The organism is Sphingobacterium puteale (genome assembly GCF_003627955.1).
GTDB classification, from domain to species: Bacteria; Bacteroidota; Bacteroidia; order Sphingobacteriales; family Sphingobacteriaceae; genus Sphingobacterium; species Sphingobacterium puteale.
Genome location: NZ_RBWS01000006.1, coordinates 97255 through 114870, shown reverse-complemented (window position 1 = coordinate 114870; position 17616 = coordinate 97255). Strand labels below are relative to the sequence as shown.

At 39.5% G+C, this 17616-nt stretch carries 14 protein-coding genes; 5 read left to right on the top strand and 9 right to left on the bottom strand.

Annotation, left to right across the window (positions count from 1 at the left end; genetic code table 11):
- Positions 1–94 precede the first annotated feature (94 nt).
- The 3 genes from D7322_RS07890 to D7322_RS07880 all read right to left on the bottom strand — a co-directional run bounded on the left by D7322_RS07890 (position 95) and on the right by D7322_RS07880 (position 6623).
- On the bottom strand, positions 95–4111 hold the full coding sequence (locus D7322_RS07890; protein ID WP_121122978.1) for a hybrid sensor histidine kinase/response regulator transcription factor: 4017 nt from the start codon (positions 4109–4111) through the stop codon (positions 95–97).
- Between the two features lie 38 nt (positions 4112–4149).
- The gene (locus D7322_RS07885; RefSeq protein WP_220700034.1) at positions 4150–6123 is read right to left on the bottom strand and encodes a glycoside hydrolase family 97 protein; all 1974 of its coding nucleotides are present in this window, start codon (positions 6121–6123) and stop codon (positions 4150–4152) included.
- 215 nt (positions 6124–6338) lie between these two features.
- Entirely contained in the window at positions 6339–6623 is a 285-nt protein-coding gene (locus D7322_RS07880; protein WP_121122976.1) for a type 1 glutamine amidotransferase family protein, read from the bottom strand.
- Between the two features lie 310 nt (positions 6624–6933).
- Here D7322_RS07880 and D7322_RS07875 point away from each other — a divergent pair, with 310 nt between their 5' ends.
- Positions 6934–7314 (top strand): hypothetical protein, encoded by a 381-nt coding sequence (locus tag D7322_RS07875; RefSeq protein ID WP_121122974.1) that lies wholly within the window; start codon positions 6934–6936, stop codon positions 7312–7314.
- 664 nt (positions 7315–7978) lie between these two features.
- On the opposite strand, the gene D7322_RS07870 is transcribed toward D7322_RS07875, so the two are convergent.
- Positions 7979–9154, bottom strand: a complete 1176-nt coding sequence (locus tag D7322_RS07870) for a hypothetical protein (protein ID WP_147430332.1) — start codon at positions 9152–9154, stop codon at positions 7979–7981.
- A gap of 289 nt (positions 9155–9443) precedes the next feature.
- On the opposite strand from D7322_RS07870, the gene D7322_RS07860 reads away from it, so the two are divergent.
- Positions 9444–9872, top strand: coding sequence for a TfoX/Sxy family protein (locus tag D7322_RS07860; protein WP_220700033.1), 429 nt, complete (start codon positions 9444–9446; stop codon positions 9870–9872).
- 77 nt (positions 9873–9949) lie between these two features.
- Here the strand turns inward: D7322_RS07860 and D7322_RS07855 are convergent, their stop codons facing one another.
- The 3 genes from D7322_RS07855 to D7322_RS07845 form a co-directional block, all read right to left on the bottom strand.
- Positions 9950–10537: a hypothetical protein gene (locus D7322_RS07855; RefSeq protein ID WP_121122968.1), complete on the bottom strand. Its 588-nt coding sequence runs from the start codon at positions 10535–10537 to the stop codon at positions 9950–9952.
- A gap of 86 nt (positions 10538–10623) precedes the next feature.
- Entirely contained in the window at positions 10624–11208 is a 585-nt protein-coding gene (locus tag D7322_RS07850) for a hypothetical protein (protein ID WP_121122966.1), read from the bottom strand.
- Between the two features lie 3 nt (positions 11209–11211).
- The gene (locus tag D7322_RS07845) at positions 11212–12429 is read right to left on the bottom strand and encodes an enolase C-terminal domain-like protein (protein WP_121122964.1); all 1218 of its coding nucleotides are present in this window, start codon (positions 12427–12429) and stop codon (positions 11212–11214) included.
- A 475-nt stretch (positions 12430–12904) separates the two neighbouring features.
- Between D7322_RS07845 and D7322_RS07840 the strand changes: the two genes are divergently transcribed.
- The 3 genes from D7322_RS07840 to D7322_RS07830 all read left to right on the top strand — a co-directional run bounded on the left by D7322_RS07840 (position 12905) and on the right by D7322_RS07830 (position 15949).
- Positions 12905–13639, top strand: coding sequence for a helix-turn-helix transcriptional regulator (locus D7322_RS07840; RefSeq protein ID WP_121122962.1), 735 nt, complete (start codon positions 12905–12907; stop codon positions 13637–13639).
- A 72-nt stretch (positions 13640–13711) separates the two neighbouring features.
- Positions 13712–14245 (top strand): dihydrofolate reductase family protein, encoded by a 534-nt coding sequence (locus tag D7322_RS07835; protein WP_121122959.1) that lies wholly within the window; start codon positions 13712–13714, stop codon positions 14243–14245.
- A gap of 267 nt (positions 14246–14512) precedes the next feature.
- The gene (locus tag D7322_RS07830) at positions 14513–15949 is read left to right on the top strand and encodes a toxin-antitoxin system YwqK family antitoxin (protein ID WP_121122957.1); all 1437 of its coding nucleotides are present in this window, start codon (positions 14513–14515) and stop codon (positions 15947–15949) included.
- On the opposite strand, the gene D7322_RS07825 is transcribed toward D7322_RS07830, so the two are convergent.
- Together D7322_RS07825 and D7322_RS07820 are read right to left on the bottom strand one after the other, a co-directional pair.
- Positions 15950–16591: a hypothetical protein gene (locus tag D7322_RS07825; protein ID WP_147430330.1), complete on the bottom strand. Its 642-nt coding sequence runs from the start codon at positions 16589–16591 to the stop codon at positions 15950–15952.
- Position 16592: 1 nt separating this feature from the next.
- Positions 16593–17198: a hypothetical protein gene (locus tag D7322_RS07820; RefSeq protein ID WP_245971282.1), complete on the bottom strand. Its 606-nt coding sequence runs from the start codon at positions 17196–17198 to the stop codon at positions 16593–16595.
- Between the last annotated feature and the right edge of the window lie 418 nt (positions 17199–17616).

Genomic DNA, 17616 nt, shown 5'->3' with positions numbered 1-17616 from the left:
AGCTAATGCCGAGGCAGGAACGCTTTTATCGCCAAGGTTGCGTTAGCTATTGTTAGGTATTTAATGGCATAAAGCAAGTAAGATGGTGCGTCGTTCAACTCTTCGCACCCGACTTTTGATATTCCGAAGGAAGCTGACCAAACTCTTCTTTAAAACATTGCCGGAAATAAATAGCGCTATTGATACCGACCATAAACGAAACCTCGGTTACGTTGTATGCGCCCGACCGTAACAGCTCAGCGGCTTTATGTATCCGTATTTTACGTACAAGTTGATTGATATTCTTTCCTGTAATCCCTTTTAATTTACGGTACAAGGTTGATTGGCTCATATTCATCTTTTCCGCGAGGGTAGCCGCATCCAATACCTCATCTTGCATATGCTGTTCTACGATCGCCACAAAATCCTGAACAAATGCGTTTTCACGCCATAACTCATCTTTTTCTGTTTGCCGGTCTTCTACAAAATCCGTTGGCTGATCCAATTTGATTTTCTGTAGAACAGCATTGTTCATGACTTTCTGTTTGCGCAATAGGTTATCAATACGTTTAAGCAATACGGTTGCGCCGATCGGTTTTGTGAGATACGAATCGACTCCGAGGTCATAGCCCCGCTGCCTGTCCAGATCCGTATCCTTCGCCGTCAACAGGATCAATGGGATATGGCTCGTTGAGCGCTCCGCCTTCAATTTTTCGGCCAGCAGAAAACCATCCATATCAGGCATCATAATGTCGCTTATCAGAAGATCAGGTATCCTATTTTGTGCAATGTTCAATCCAACCACTCCATTTTCAGCAAGCAAAACTTCGTAATTTGCGCATAAGGTATCCCCCAGATAGGCGCGTAAGTCAGGATCATCTTCAACCAAAAGAATCAATGGGCGACTGATGTCCATCGCGATATCATCAGATTCGGCGATCAATTCCACTATTTTCGGGCTATCAACGCCGACTTTGTTTGCTAAAAACCGGACTGATACCGTAGTTCCCACCCCTTCCACGCTTTTAATCTCGATCTTGCCCTGATGGATAGCCGTCAATTCCTTGACCAGGGCCAGGCCTATGCCTGTCCCGTGGATTCCAGCGCCGGGAATCTGATAGAATTTATCGAAAATTCGATCGATATGGTCCGCCGGAATACCGCGCCCCGTGTCTTCAATGGACAATACCGCCCAGTGGGCCAAATTTGATTGCTCGTATTTTAGATCCAACTTAATATATCCCGACTCCGTATACTTATAGGCATTAGACAATAAATTATCGACAATCAACTGGATGATCTCGGCATCAAATAGGGTACGATAATCTGTCTGGGGCAGATCTGCGACAATCTCCAGGTTTGGTTTGTTATTTAAGGTTTTATACTTTTCTACGATGTCGGTAAGCATTTCACTTAGGGTTCCTGCTTCCAATACAAGCGGTTTAAACTGAGATTCCACCTTCCTGAACTCCAAAAGCTGGTTCACCAAAGTAAAAAGCCGGTTGGCACTTTTTTGAACGGTATGCACCAATCCTTTGTTTTTAGGAGATAATTGCTCATCGTGAGACAAATCATCCAGCGGTCCCAATATGAGCGTCAATGGTGTACGGAGTTCATGCGTGATATGGGTATAGAAATTCATGCGCTCGCTATGCAAGCGTTCATCCTGAAGGTGCTGTCGCTCTTTGAGTTTCAGTTCAGACTCGGCTTTTATTCTTTTGATATAAAAGAAAATAAGGGTATAAATGACCAGCAAAAAGATCAGAAAATAAGTGACTTTTGCGGGCAGACTCAGATAAAAGGGTGGTTTAATCTTAATCAGTAAACGTTGGTATGACTGGGCCCATTCCCCATTTTTCATGCGTGTGCGAATCAACAGTTCATGATCTCCATAGGGAACATTCCGAAAATCAAGATTAGTTTCGTTGCCCAGAAAAATCCATTCGTTATTAAGCCCCTGAAGCCGGTATCCAAACTCGACCAATCCATCCAGCGCATAGTCCATGACCGCAAGCTCGATACGAAAGCTATTCTCGTTGTGATCAAGCCTGATTTCATCGGATGATGTAAAATATTTGTCTTCCTGTGCATTCGATTCGCCGGAACGGAAAACAATAAAGCGGCTTAGGCGAATCGGAGATTTTGGCAGTTTTGAGGGGATTTCATTCGGGTCAAAATAACATATGCCGTCCTGCATCCCAAAATAGAGCTGTCCTGCCAGATCCCGCCCCACACTTCCGTTTATAAAACCTCCCAGTGGGAGGCCGAATGACTGATCGTACTGCAAAAAGCGTTTTTCTTTCGGTAAAAAGCGTAGCATTCCTGACTTGGTCGAACACCAGATATGCCCATTTTGATCTTCCGAAAGGCCATTGACAAACAGCCAGGCGTCATCACCCGGGGGCATTAAAACTGTTAATTCACCAATTCTGCGTTGCGCTTCCTGCAAAGCTATTCCCTGATTGGTCGCAATCCAGATATTATTATTCTTATCGCGTAGCAAATGATTGACGGTATTGTTACGCAATCCATTGCCGCTATCCATTTTCCGGATCAGCTGTCGATTAACATTATACACGTAGAGCCCCTGCCCATAGGTTCCCACCCAGATATTATCCTGCCCATCCTCGACAAGCGCACGAGGCGCATAGTCGCCCAGCATCGGATCGTTGATCAGTAATTTTTGTACGCTACGATTGTGCGGGTCATAGATAAACAGGCCTTGGTATGCAGCAATCCAGATGGCACCCTGGCGATCTTCATAAATCGCGCGAACCTCCGATACGGGTTCACCCAGGTCTATCGTATGCCATGTGGTGGATCCGGCATAGCAAACTGCAACACCACCTTTGCGTAAACCTAACCAGACATGCTGGTTATGATCCTTGAATGAAGCCAATATAAAATCATCAGGACTACCGTTCTTTTGTCTTATCCATTTGCGTAATCTGCCATTTTTCCCCATTTCTACGATTCCGGAGCCTTCGGTCGTCAACCAGACTGCGTCTGCATTCCGAACGATAATATTACTCACTGTTGCCAGCTGATCCGGCAATAAAGCTCCTGTCGGGAAAACATTAAAAAAGGGTTTGATATGGCTGATCACGCCCACGCCACCGCCATATAGTGCGAGCCAGACATTCCCAAATTTGTCCGGTGTGATATGCTGAACCATTGCATTATTTCCCTTTCCAAGGTCAAAAAGCTGTATTTGCCCGGCTCCTTCGACCCTTTTGTCATATCCATAACCCGGTTGTATGACAAAAAGCTGGGAAGATTCTGCTCCTATCCAAAGTTTACCTCCAATTTCTTTAATGGCATAAATAAAGGGTTCATTTCCATTTTTAGACGAGGTAGCCAAAGGTACGTGCTTTAGCTGACCACTCGAGGTATGGTAGACGGCAAGCCCTTTCCGAGTGCCGATCCAGATATTATCATATTGATCGCAAAACAAAACTTTAACCTCGTTATCAGGCAATTCAGCTCCCGAATTTTGGTAAGTCAAGTGTTTTAAAGATCGACGTACCGGATCCAGGATCGTCAATCCTTCTTTGACATGGCCCACATAGAGCATTCCTTTCCGGTCTTCGGCCAAGGACCATATACTGTTTTCCGGAAGGTCCCGTAAATTGCTTCTATTGAAGTGTTGAAATTCTTTTCTGACCGGATCGAAATGCTGAATCCCCTGATGATAAGTCGCTAGCCATAGACCGCCATCTCTCGCACGGATCATATCCGTAATATCATTTGTAGCAATGGATTTTGGATCAGCCGGATCATGCACATAATAGCTGAATTTATTTGTCTTTAAATCAAGAACATTCAGACCATCAGCGCGTGTGCCGATATACAGTTTTTTATCGTCATGGAGCAGCGTATTGATCTCATTACTATTGACGGTGTGCCCATCTTTCTTTTTAGAAGCATAGTAAGGCTTAAATGACTTGCCAGCAAATCGGTTTAATCCAAGTTCTGTCGCAACCCACATGAAGCCCTCGTCGTCATGTACAATATCCAGCACCTGCTGGTTTGTCAGACCTTCGCGCAGCGAAAAAAAATGAGTCCGATCCACCTGTCCAGATACTGTTAGGCATTGCCCTATTAAGATGAGAACTAGCAACAATTTCTTCATGGGACGACAAAAAAAAGCAAAAAAAGAGAAATAAAAAACTATTTTCCGTACAATACAACCCCGGCACCCGATTGTAAGGTTAATCTGACAGTTTTCTCCGGGCTTAGGCGTATCGTTTTCTGCTCCGACCCGCGCGACTTATTATCCCCGATGTATTGCACCACTTTTTCAGAAAACATCGGCAGGTTTACTTCGATCGTCTTCTCTTTCCCTTCTGCATTCACTGCAGCGATATACCACTGCTCTTTTTTCCGTCTCGCCAGTACCACATATTTTCCGGGATAACCATCCACAAACAGCGTCTCATCCCAAAGGGTGGGAACCTGCTTCATGAAGTCAATGACATGCGCGGGCATATCCAGTAGATTGTTGGGTGTCAGCCCAAAATTCTGTACTGGAGTCTGGAACAACACCGCCGTTGCCAGTTGAAATGTTTCCGTTGTCTTACGGATCGTCCCGCCATTATTTTCACGATTATGCCTTTTGTTGAGCAGCACAGGGCCAAAATCCATTGCTCCGACAGCATTACGTATAAAGGGGTGCAAAGTCGCATTGAAAGCTTCGTTATCATTGGCATCCTGAGTAAAGATGAGGTTCTCAGAGGCCAATACCGCTTCACTTCCCACGAAGTTAGGATACATGCGTTCCCAACCACGGGGTAAAGTGCATCCATGGAAGATCACGGTCAGTCCATAGTCATTTGCATCCGCAAGAATATCTTCATACAGCTGTAATGTTTCCTGTTTGTCACCGCCAAAAAAATCCACTTTGATCCCTTTGATTCCAATGGACTGCATCCAGGCCATTTCCTTTTTACGGGCGACGGCCGTATTCATCCGATTTTTAGGCGTCTGTGGTGCGTCGTTCCAGAATCCGTTGGAGTTGTACCAAAGGCAGAGCCCCACGGCTTTCTCCCGGCCATAGGCCACGAGTTCCTCGATTTTACGGTGCCCGATCTGCTTGTCCCACCAGTTGTCCACCAGGACAAATTCGTAACCCAGAGCAGCAGATAGGTCGATAAATTTCTTCTGATCTTCGAAATTAATACTTCCGTCCTGCCACTCCAGCCAGCTCCAGGTGGCCCGTCCAAAGGTATAAGGCTTACTTGCAGCATACTGCGGTTCGACCACATCAAAAGGAATCGTGGTTTCCACAATAGGTTTTAACGTACTGCCCACGGTGATTGTGCGCCATGGCGTAAAGCCCGGTAGCGCCAGTGTTGGAGCCGCGTCGCCCATGCCATTATTTTCACCTTGCTCAGGAAAAGCAATTTTATAAAAACCCGATTTTGTGCCTTCGCTGAGTTTAGTCCCACAGTAGCTGCCATTCGACCCGGTTTCGGAAAGCAGTACCCAACCGCGGGAACCCACATGAAATAGCGCCGGAAAAGTGTAACCAACACCGTATTGTGAAGGTACGCCCATCGCCTGATCCGGTACGTAAGCTTCTTCGTAGCTCGGTTTTGTTTTTTTCCAGCCGATCATTGCGGTAGCCTGTGCCGTCAGAAAGGTCGTGGTTGAATCCGGAAATTTAAAGCCACTCATTTCTTCCTCGAGTCGAAAATTTGCGGCTTCACCCACCTGTGGAATACCATAGCGAAAAGCAATATCATTATCGCTGACCCTAAAAATCACAACAAGCTGTTGTTTTAAGTCATTCTCCAAGGTACACTGCAGTTCATTTGCCTGGTGATGTACCAGCCGACGTTTGATTTTAGGTTCCGCATAGGTTTGGTCAATTACCCGGTTTTCCGAGGTCAGCACATGCAGCTTACTGGCAAGATCCACCTTGTCGCCCCGCAAGCCCAAGGGCGAATTTTCTAACATCTCCTGCCCAGCCAGGTTCACGCGATAATAGAGTTTACCCTGCTCCAATGATAAGTTGACCTCCAATTTTCCGTCCGGTCCTGCTACCCGCAATTCCTGTGCACCTAGGCCCGTAAATAGCATTATCAACAATGCGTTAAGGGCCATTCGCTTCGTTATGGTTAATAAATTAATCTTATATTTCATACATTTTATCAATCTATGTCATTAAAAAGAACCTTCCGTCATTGCATTAATCTATTTTACAATACCATCTGAGCGATACTCCAGATTGTTAATACAGAACGATCGGCTATAACTCTTCCCATTTGTATTAATGCTTTCATTACGGTAGATTAAATTAATTAGTGTCAAATTAACGTTTATTTTTTAGAATATAAAAGAATGTTTTAAAAATTGCACTATCTCCCTCTCATCCAATAGCGATAAATGCAATATGGATATGCTGGTGTGAAGAATGCATCGTAACAAACGGATGTTTCAGTAAGATATGAATGCTTAATATCTTCTTCTGTTCCTTCCTTAAACCGGATCTTTCCTGCATGAGATGAAATCAGAACGGCTTCTGCCCCTTCCCTTTCAAGTGCAGTTTTCATTTTATCTATGAAGGATTTGCTAGCTCCATTATCAACAAGGAAAGCAACCTTTCTGGTCTTGATTATTCCCCCGCTATCTTTTACTTTCATGCTCAAAGCTGCAGACTTTTCAACTTCTGGCCTGAGCGGTTTAAGAGGATATTCGGGGTGGCTCTGGCGTGCAAACTTGAGAGTTAAAGGATATATATGAAATAATACTTCTATATTAGTGCAAGAATGAAATCACAACAATATAACTTACTGCAAATCATCCTGTGACAAATCAAGTTTTTGATTAATCGCATGCGGTAAAAAAATATTTGTTCAATAATTTCATATTGAAAACATATGGTATCTTAAAAACGTTGGAATTTTGCTTAAAAAAGATCAATAAGAGTATAATTTGTTAGTGTATAAAAACATGATAAAACGTATTGGATTAACAAAAGATTCAGGATGGCAGTTCGGAGTCAGAAAAACATTCCCATCAGATTTAGAAAGTATATGGAAACTCTTCTTTTCAAAAGAGGGCTTAAAATATTGGTCTAAAGGAGTTGAACAGGATTTTTCAACTTTTAAAGAATACTCTCATATACGTACAAAATGGAAACACGTTGGGTTCAAGGAAAGCGCAAGCTTGCAAATCAGGTTTATTCCTTCCCAGAAGAGTGATAAAACGACAATTTCGATTCATGTTGATCAATTAGAAAATGAAAATCAACGTGAGGAGGCTAAGAAATATTGGACAAAAATAATTGGAAATATTCCGCTATTGCTAACGCCAAAGGTCTTAAAAGATTAGAGTCTAGCAGGTAAACTTTTTGTTTACCTGCTAGGTAACTATTGATATAATCATTGGGAATTTGAAAACAATCAATGCATAAAAGCTACTTTTCTATCCACAGCCGAACTATCACCGCTACATTAAAAGTGAGAGCAGCTTTGGAATCAGTCAGTTCAACAAGCCGACTTTGTACACATGTATCGCCAAATGTTTTGATGGCTCTTGCATTGCTCGATCTGACAAGGTCGGCAATGTATGTAACATTTTACATTTGGCTCGCCATTTTGATGATTTAAAGATGTTCTAAAAACAATCATACAAAGTAGCGATCCCACAAGCAAACCAGGCAGGAGATAGAACTCTAGATGCATATCCTGAAAGCCAATACCGGGTATATCGCCATGCACAGTCAACTCCACTCTTCTCAACAGGTTTCTTGTTTGAGCAATTTCATATTTTAGATAAATCACTCTCATAAAACAGCCTATAACTCCAAAAGCGATGATCGTTAGCAATGAAAGCAGTTGCTTTTATCGAGATTACAATAATTTTTGACAAACAGGTAAAGAAAAGGAATCATTCCAAACGAGAAAACAAAATTGGATCGTAAGTTATTCCTTTTTATATGTTAAAATACTTTTTCGCGGTTTTGTTTCTCGTAATATGCACTAGCGTCGGACACTCATTTGTAGTATTCGATTCTTGTCAGTTCCGTATTCAGAAGTTTACCATTTTTAAACTCTTTCTTTTCGATCTTATTATCAAATTCATCATACACGTATTCATTGGTATATATATTCTCACCCTCAAATAATATGAATTCCGATAGTTGGCCTTTAACAGTATATTTTCGGGTTTTTATGTATTGGGGCTTCTTCTGATCAGGTAAGAATTGTTTTTCCTCCAGCCGTTTTCCATCGACATATGTGTATTCCTCCCTGTATTCCAGCTGTCCGCTTTTGTAAAACCGCTGTTCCTTCAATTCCTTTTTATCGTCATAGACAACTTCAATCTTTAAAAGTTCCTGGTTATTTCCATCAAGATGGGTTTCAGCTATCAATTTGTCATCATTGTTAAACTGATATTTTTTTACCAGATGTACTTGATCGGGTTCACTTTTACTTCCTTTATTGAACGTTATGCTTCCGCCCGCAGTCGGCATATTGAAAAATGTCTTCTGGATAATGTTATTTGTGCCAGAGAACTGAGTTATCGTTTTCTCTCTATAAACATCATATCTTGGACTGTATTCTAGATAAGTTAATGTATTTTTTTCGTCATCGTATTTGTAAATTTCAACTTTGTCAGGTTTTTCTCCCTCATAAGTGAAACTCCGTTCAACAACTCTTCCTTTTGAGTCATAGGTCACATTGGTGATGTTTGTCGTCCCTCTACCAGTTTCAGTTTCAGATATAATTCTGCACGCGTCATCAAATAGATAACTGACCTGATAATTTCCATTGGGCGACTTAATGCTTGTAGCCTCGCTGCATCTATCGTTATACTTATAGTATGTAGTATCATTATTTTTTTCAACCTCGTCCGAACTTAAAGATGGAATTCTTTGGTATTTTATTTTGGATATAATTTGATTTTTCGTGTTGTACGTATTAATAATACTGTCAATTCTCGAATATTCTGAAAGATCGATAAATCTCAAATTCATCCCATTTTCATTGTAATAATCTTTACTGAAAAAAATCGTGTCCGTTTTATCGCCATAACTCACTTTATAGGAATGGATACTTTTTACTTTTCCGAACGATTTACTTTTTTCAAGGTCAGTTTTGTTCTGTCCGAATACAGGAGAACTAAATAACACTAACAAATAAAATAAAGCTGTATATTTTTTCATCATATAAATATACTACCGCTTTTTTGATATATAAGGATGATTTATAATTCGTTGAGCAGTATTTATTATCCGTCACAACTTTATGATTATCCGTTAATAAACCAGTCAACAAAGATCGAACAGTTAAATCAATAAGATCTTTAGCAATAATGAAGGCCTGAAAACCATTTCTCAAATAACTATCACCTAAATTATAAACACCCCTGTGGCCACATCGACGAATCCAATCATTGAATGTCTATGAAGCCAACCTAGAGATTGACGTCCTTTCCAAAACATTTTCACTGTGGAGATGTTACTTCAAGAAATACCAAGAATAATCTGGCAGAAAGGCAAATTGAGTCAGATTGTAACTGATAGAAAACCCCAAGAGATGGCCTATAATAATGAACTTGTCAATCGTGTCCGTGAAAGACTTTCACTAGAAGACAATATGGAAGTTGAGGAAAAGAAGATGTTCAGTGGATTATCTTTTCTTGTTAACGGGAAAATGTGTATCAATATTAGTCACGATAATCTGATGTGCCGTTATAACGCGGAACTAGAAGATGAGGTTTCCGGAAAAAAAGGCTTCTTGCCAATGATGATGAAGGGAAAGCAGCTCAAGGGGTATTGCTATGTAGAGCCTAGCGGATTTCAGAAATCTGATGATTTTGAATACTGGATCAAAACATGTCTTGATTATAATCCGTCAGCAAAAGCGTCGAAGAAAAAAATGTAGGATCTCGTTCCACAGGAACAAAAAATACATTATAATGTCAGATTGTTTATTCATTGTACTTCCGTTTAGGATTTATCTTAATCAGCAGAGGTTCGAAAAGAATGCACTTCAGGAGAAGTACTGTACGTCATGATTTCCGTACCGTTAGACTTTTTTACAATTTCTTTTGTATTTCTAAGTATTAAAGTATGATCACCAAGTTTGCTATAGGATACAAATTCTCCATCTGGAGTCTGTTGGCAGATGATAAACATATGCCAGCCCGCGTCTGCCGGAAGTGAAATAATCACTTTTCTCCCAGACTTCAATTCATTTTCTACTGTTTGAAAAAGGCTGTCTATCGGAAAGTTCTCATCCCGAGGCAAAACAAATTTTTGGGAGAAAGTAATGCCGTATAATTTCTTATTGTCAAAGTCACGGAAAGAACCATCAGTTTTATTCTGCCATTCATTTTGTAAGTCATAAAAATCAAAATCTACCAGGTTATAATACTTCAGTACCATTTCGACAGCCGATGGGATGCAGGACATTTGAAAGATTTGATGATGGTTATTTACCACAGTATCAAAAAAATCGCCATTATCATTTTCTTGTGTCTGAGCATTTGCATGAAAAATAACCGAAGTGAATATTAACATGACTAAATTGAAGAGAATCTTTTTCATGATTTAAATTCTTTGTTTATAACTAAAGCCAACAGTACAGTGTTTTGACCGTCGGAACCTTGCTACCGAAAGATGCTTACATTCCGCTACAAACGAGACAGAATACTGTACGTCATGATTTCTGTACCGTTAGACTTTTTCACAATTTCTTTTGTATTTCTAAGTATCGTTGTATGGCTTCCTAGCTTACTGTAAGAAACAAATTCTCCATCCGGAGTTTGTTTATAGACGACAAAAATAGACCAGCCTGTCTCGACCTGAAGTGCAATAATTACCTTTTTACCAGATGTCAACTCATTTTGTATCGTTTGAAAAAGACTATCCATTGGAAAACTTTCATCCCGAGGCAAGTTAAATTTCTGGAAAAAAGTAATTCCGTACAATTCCTTCTTGTCGAAGTCACGGAAAGAACCATCCGTTTTGTTTTGCCATTTAATTTGTAAGTCATAAAAATTAAAATCCACTGCTTTACAATACTTCAGCACCATTTCGATAGCTGAAGGAATACCAGAAGGTGGAAAAATCTGGATATGGTTGTTTACCACACTATCAAAAAAATCATAATTATTGTTTTTTTGTGCTTGAGCCTTCGCATGAAAAATAACCAATGTGGATATGAACATAACCAAACTAGAGAGCGCCTTTTTCATCATTAACTTATTTTCGATCATTCATTATATTTTCTTTAAAAGAGGCATCCCAAAACCTGCTGCTGGCGATGGGATCAGTTTACCGTCCTGAATCTTATAACCTGAAAGATCGACCTCCTCCGACGTGCTCGTTACCCCTTCTATGGTAACCGTATTGCCCAGCCCTCCTGCCAAATGCGCCGTATAGTAAGACTTCAGCAGTGAGCCCCAGGCATGTGGGGAAGCTTGGACCCCAAGTTTCTTCAACTCTGGCATCAATCTTCTCCAGTTCGTGAAACCCAGCCCTTCGATATCTGTCAGATGTACGTCCAGTAGTTTCTTTTCAAAGAGTTCCTTAAGCAGCACTGGATCAGGATCAGCTTCGCCATCTGCCAATAAAGTGCCAATGCCTGCTGTTTTTATGTAATTTCTCAATTTTTCATAATCGGAAACGGTTTCATGAAAAGGTTCTTCTATCCAGAATAAGTTGACCGACGGAATACCTTTTAGATATTGGATGAATTGATCCGCTGTAAAGCCGTTATTCCCATCAACTAAAATGCCACAGTCAGGGAAGGCATTGGCCACGGCATTGGTTACATCAATATCACGCTGGAGTCCTTCCTTGAAAGGCATCCATTTATGTCCCCTACCGATCTTAAGCTTAAATTGCCTGTACCCTACCTCATAATCATATCGACATTCTTCCAGAATCCGGGCTATCCCTGATGGTTTTTCTGATGGCTCCAAATCGTCGAAATAGATCATACCGCTATAATAGTCAGTGGTATAAGGTTTTTTACGACCAAGTAGTTCATAAACCGGTTTCTGCAGGATTACTCCTGCAAGGTCATGAAGAGCAATATCAAAAGCAATGTACCTGTCATTCAAAGTACCAAAATTGGATGCAAAAAGTTCAGATACTTTTTTACCGATGAGTTCCACTTCAATCTGCTCTGCATCTTTTCTGGATCCTCGCAACGAAGCCCAGCCCATGGCACCTTTGTCCGTTTTGATCGCACAGATTTCGACATTGGGCCCATAGCCGTGCAGGTTCAGTCGGGCATTTTTCCCCACAAGTCGGGGATATTTCATCTGAACGGTTGAATACTTTATTTCCTGTATCCGGTGATACGAGAGTTCCCTGTCCGGAAGGCTGCCGCCCAAGATAGCTGTTAAGGACATTGCATTTCCCACACCATGATATAATGTCGCTGATGCTATACCTAAATTTAAGGCCTGTAAGAATGTTCTTCTTTTCATTTTCGGCTTATATTGATCCTAGTTGGATTATTAATGATTTTCTTTTTTTTATTGCCAGGACGGGTTCTTGCTTACCCATCAACCTTTCGCAAAATGATCTGCTCAATCCAAAAAAACTGAATTGCCTATTTTTAAATCTTTAACGATTATTAATGCTTTTCTTAAACACTTTGGAATATGATTTAAAGGTTTACACTAGTTCTCGAAAAGTACATTAAAAACAGAAAAAATACTAGCATTTCTGTTTCAATTTACTGTCAAATTTTATCATTATGCAAAAAAGTATCGGCTGCTTCGCCCCTCCTATAATCGTAACCAGACGAATACCTTCGAGCAGCAAGCCATACAATACTATGGCCTAAAGGAAGCGGCAGTTATGACATAAGAATTTGCCCTTTACGATATACTTTAGTAATTTCACAAATAATGATCTGCAGCATGATTACCGCCCCTGACGAATCAATTGTAATAATAGATGGAATACAAAAAAAGTAAACCTTACAAAGAATTAGAACCCTTCATCCATTTTTACTGGGAACTGAAAGGAAGTGAACTGGGCAAACAATGTGAGCGGGTCTTTCCCGATGGCTGTGCAGGTATTTTCTTGAATTTGGGAGATAACTGTCTAACAGACAACGGCTCAGTTTCGATGGAATTTGGAAAAACCTATGTGGTGGGTGCGATGACTTCTTTCAAAGACAGCTTCATCGAAAGCGACAGCTATTTAGTCGGTGTTTGCTTTAAACCGGCCACTTTTGGCAACTTCTATAAATATGAGACACAACAGGTATTAACCAATAATACCATTGAATTTGAAAAATCCAGTTCATTTGACGTTGATAAGATACTCCATAATCCCTTCGATTACTTTAACCGTTTTTATTTGGATAGAATAATAAATAAGAATAATGAATTACAACCCATCATCAATGATATACATGCAACAAACGGACGAATTACCGTGCCTGACCTATCCAGACGCAATTTTACTACTGTTAGGCAACTGGAAAGAAGTTTTAAGAAGCATATTGGATTATCACCGAAAGAATATTCAAATATTATTCGTTTTCAACATGCCTTGTGCATGATCAGAAATTCAGATGAAAATCGAAGTTTATCGGATATCGCTTTTGAATGTGGGTATTGTGACCATTCACATCTCAGCAATGAAATCAAGAGGAATACAGGAATTCCGCCCTCACAAATTTAATTTTGTCGCATTTTTACAAGGAACGGGTGTCTGTTTAACGCTACTTTTGTAGTATCATTAAAATTTAGACAAATGCGAAAAATATCAATTTTCATTGCAATGAGCTTGGACGGTTACATTGCAAAGCCCAATGATGACCTCAGTTTTTTAAACCTTGTGGAAAAAGAAGGTGAAGATTATGGCTATGCCGAATTTACCGATTCAATTGACACGTTAATCGTCGGTCGGAAAACCTATGAATATGTCCTTAACAATATCGGCTCATCTCACTATGACAACGGAAATCGTGATGTGTATGTCATTACAGGAACTGAAAGACCAAACGTGGGTAGAACCGTCTTTTATACGGGAGATCTGACAAAATTGATCGAAAGGCTAAAATCCGAAAATGGAAAAGATATTTATTGTGACGGCGGAGCAGAAGTAATAAATGAATTGTTAAAGCAGGATTTAATAGATGAATTTGTGATTTCTGTCATACCAATCTTATTAGGTAATGGAACAAAGCTATTCAAAGACGGCCGACCTGAACAAACACTTAAGCTAATAACAGCAAAAACTTTTGAAACAGGACTTACACAATTACATTACAGTAAAGAAAAATAAACAATACAAAATTAATCTAGAAAAAAGCATTAAAAACATCCATTTTATCGAACATATTCTGTTGGTAATGGATGTTTACTCCTGCTCTACTATTTACTTCAGAATAAATCGAATAATAAACTGGATCTATCGAATATAAATCAATAAAGAAAAGTTATAGAAAAAAATCTGACCTTCATACCAGCATTAAGACATGTTCAATATCAGATTCAGTTCTACAGTGCTTTTACCGGATTCTCTAACTGAGAAAATAATTAAACAAAAAATATGAAAAATATCACTCTATTTTTATTGCTATTGAATTTATCCGGAAGCATGTACGCTCAATCAGAACACAAAGTAATTGTAGAAAGCGACAGTTTAAAAAAGCAGGGGTCGTTGGATAAAAATGGTCTAAAAACGGGCAAATGGGTGTATTATCATGATAACGGCAATGTAAAGTATGTCGGGAGATATAAAAAAGGGGAATTGCAGGGAGAATGGAAAGGATTTTATAGAAACGGTAATACGCAGATTATTTCTACTTATAAAAAAGGAAAACGAGATGGACGGTCTAAAGAATTCCATCGGAATGGCCAATTGTTAGCAACAGGAAAATACAAAGATGATCAGGAAACAGGCCAATGGCGGTCTTATTATGAAAACGGACAATTAAGCAAAATTGGAAATTTGATCAACGGCAAAGCGATTGGAGAATGGAAATATTACTACGAAAATGGTCATTCGGAAGCAGTAGGAATGATCCATCACGGTGTTAAAACCGGGGAATGGAAATTCTACCATGAAAATGGGCAACTCCGGTCTACAGGAGAATATAAAATGGCTGCAAAAACAGGAGAATGGAAATGGTATACTGAAGATGGCGCCTTACAAGGTATTCGAAACTATCTCAACAACAAAGAAGATGGTCTTTATATTTATTATAACTCAAATGGATCACCATCCGTTACCGGAAACAGCAGCAATGGAGAAAAAATAGGGGAATGGAAATGGTATACTGAAGACGGAGAAATCAAAGCCATTAAAAACTTTGCGGCAAATAAAGAAAATGGCTTGTTGATGGAATATTATGATAACGGCCAATTACGCTGTGTCGGAGAAATGAAAGACAGTTTAAAAACTGGGGAATGGAAATGGTATTATCACAATAAGAACCTGATGAATCTCGCTCACTATAAAGCGGGAAAATTATTTGGCGAATGGAATTTTTATTATGAAAACGGTCAACTGGAAGCCACCGGAATTATGGATAATGGCGTTAAAATTGGAGAATGGAAATACTATCACGAAAATGGACTGCTAAAAAATCAGGGAACCACCAAAGAAAATAAAAGTGTTGGCAAATGGTTATGGTATTACGAGAATGGTCAATTGCAGGCGGAGGGAAATTACGATAATAATGGACAGCAAATTGATCAATGGAAATGGTACCACAACAATGGGCAAATAGAAATCACCGGACAATATGCCAACGGCGATAAGACCGATCAATGGAATTGGTACGGTAAAAATGGAAAATTATTAAAAACAGGTCGGTATACACGCGGAAAAAAAAAAGCCGGTAAATGGCGCGTCTACCGCATCGAAACGGGACAGTTAAAAAGCATTGATAATTATAAAACAAACAAACGGACCTATTATAACGAAAAAGGCGAGCCTGAAAATACAATAAACATAGATCCGTTCGAAGAAGATGGATCATAATCAATACAGATCTATGTCTGAAAATTTAAAATCCTGTATTTTAGGCAAAGGTCTTATTAAAACTCTTTTCTTCCTTAATTTCAACACCTTAGCTAAGCCTAATCTCTCATCGGTTTCAGTTCTAATCCCTGTAATCAGGTCAAATTTAGTTTCTGTCAATATGGTATTTTCATTCATATAACCTTTAGTCGTGTCGTATGTGAGCTTATCGATATAGATCAATTCAAAACTGCCCTTGTTATATTTGAAGTGGCAGGTAATATTTCCGTGTTTAATTTCGCTCCGCATTTTTAAAATTCCTTTTTCTATAAAAAAATCAGGAATTTGAAAACCATTAAAATTGCCCCTGTTTTCAGCAGGATACTGCGGTTCGATGATTTTATCTGAGGATACCGCCAATGTTAACTTTCCACGTGGTTGAGACAGGAAAATTTGCAATCGTAACGGTCTTGTTTCAGCTACAGTATCCATTTTCACGGTTACTTTGTCCATTTTGCCATCATGATTTAGATCCCCACTTTCTTCTCTAACCTGATAAGTATAATTGTTTTTATTTTTAATACGCTGAGAGAATAGCATCATTGGGCCTGAAATTAAAATGAATATAAAGCAGTGACAAAAATATTTATTAATTCTATTCATTTTATTTGGTTTTGATTTGCTTTCCCATTGCACTATACAGACTGTCAAGAAACTTTTGCTGCCTATCATCTTCCTTAAAATAACGCTGATAGTTCACGCTGCAATCGGAAATATCTGTAATGTTTTTCGTATCAAAAGTCCAGTCATCTGCATCTTTGACCAGCACGCCCAACTCTCCCCCGCAATGCCGCCATAATTCGGAAAATTTGGTTCTTTGTTCATCACTCAATTGGCTAAAATCTGCGAACACCGAGTATCCCGTCATTTCAGGATTGAAAAATTTAGTAATCATATAAACGGGCGCCCCTCCCCAATCTATTGTTTTTCCTTCGGCTAAATGGATATCGGTAAGTTTTTTTTCATTCATTATTTTGTCCTGTTGTCCTTTCTTAAAAAACTGTTCCTCGTATATCAGCTTTGTTCCTTTAGGAACAACAATTTTTTTAACCGTTACTGGCTCGGTCGTAATAAAATAAGGATAATCAGGCCCTCGTCCTCCGGTCGGGTTTCCAATTCCGCTCAAAGCACTGAGAAAAATGAGATATCCTATTACTAATGCAGCGATAGATGCTAAAACTCCTATAACAATTATGTATTTTTTCTTCATTAAATTTTATGATGTGCCTGACACTCTTTCTATTCTATTATCAATTAACAGCTGAAATCCCCCTGATTACGGCTTTACGAATTTAATTTATTTTTATGATACAGCAGGCCTATGCTGGAAATTCTGGGATCGATCGTTAAGCATAATACCATCGGGCAGAATATCTCCTTCCATGCGGAGCAATTAAATATCACTCCATATTATCTCTCCCAGATAACAGAAAGCTCCATGAGATATCAACACAAACACATGATTTACAAAAATTTAACACCTTTAAATAAAAAGGGAGGGGTATTACATAACACGGACTTACCGATCAAGCGATTGCATACCGCCTAAACTTTGAATACATATCATATATGGCAAGATACTTCAAAAGACAAACGAGTATCACGCTAACAACATATAGAAAATAATT

Excerpts from the sequence above, each read along its gene's own strand:
- D7322_RS07870 (WP_147430332.1), bottom strand. The coding sequence starts at position 9,154 with ATGATGAAAAAATATACAGCTTTATTTTATTTGTTAGTGTTATTTAGT.
- D7322_RS07820 (WP_245971282.1), bottom strand. The coding sequence starts at position 17,198 with ATGAAGAAAAAATACATAATTGTTATAGGAGTTTTAGCATCTATCGCT.
- D7322_RS07845 (WP_121122964.1), bottom strand. The coding sequence starts at position 12,429 with ATGAAAAGAAGAACATTCTTACAGGCCTTAAATTTAGGTATAGCATCA.
- D7322_RS07880 (WP_121122976.1), bottom strand. The coding sequence starts at position 6,623 with ATGAAAGTAAAAGATAGCGGGGGAATAATCAAGACCAGAAAGGTTGCT.
- D7322_RS07835 (WP_121122959.1), top strand. The coding sequence starts at position 13,712 with ATGCGAAAAATATCAATTTTCATTGCAATGAGCTTGGACGGTTACATT.
- D7322_RS07855 (WP_121122968.1), bottom strand. The coding sequence starts at position 10,537 with ATGAAAAAGATTCTCTTCAATTTAGTCATGTTAATATTCACTTCGGTT.
- D7322_RS07890 (WP_121122978.1), bottom strand. The coding sequence starts at position 4,111 with ATGAAGAAATTGTTGCTAGTTCTCATCTTAATAGGGCAATGCCTAACA.
- D7322_RS07850 (WP_121122966.1), bottom strand. The coding sequence starts at position 11,208 with ATGATCGAAAATAAGTTAATGATGAAAAAGGCGCTCTCTAGTTTGGTT.
- D7322_RS07885 (WP_220700034.1), bottom strand. The coding sequence starts at position 6,123 with ATGAAATATAAGATTAATTTATTAACCATAACGAAGCGAATGGCCCTT.
- D7322_RS07860 (WP_220700033.1), top strand. The coding sequence starts at position 9,444 with ATGTTACTTCAAGAAATACCAAGAATAATCTGGCAGAAAGGCAAATTG.
- D7322_RS07825 (WP_147430330.1), bottom strand. The coding sequence starts at position 16,591 with ATGAATAGAATTAATAAATATTTTTGTCACTGCTTTATATTCATTTTA.
- D7322_RS07830 (WP_121122957.1), top strand. The coding sequence starts at position 14,513 with ATGAAAAATATCACTCTATTTTTATTGCTATTGAATTTATCCGGAAGC.
- D7322_RS07875 (WP_121122974.1), top strand. The coding sequence starts at position 6,934 with ATGATAAAACGTATTGGATTAACAAAAGATTCAGGATGGCAGTTCGGA.
- D7322_RS07840 (WP_121122962.1), top strand. The coding sequence starts at position 12,905 with ATGGAATACAAAAAAAGTAAACCTTACAAAGAATTAGAACCCTTCATC.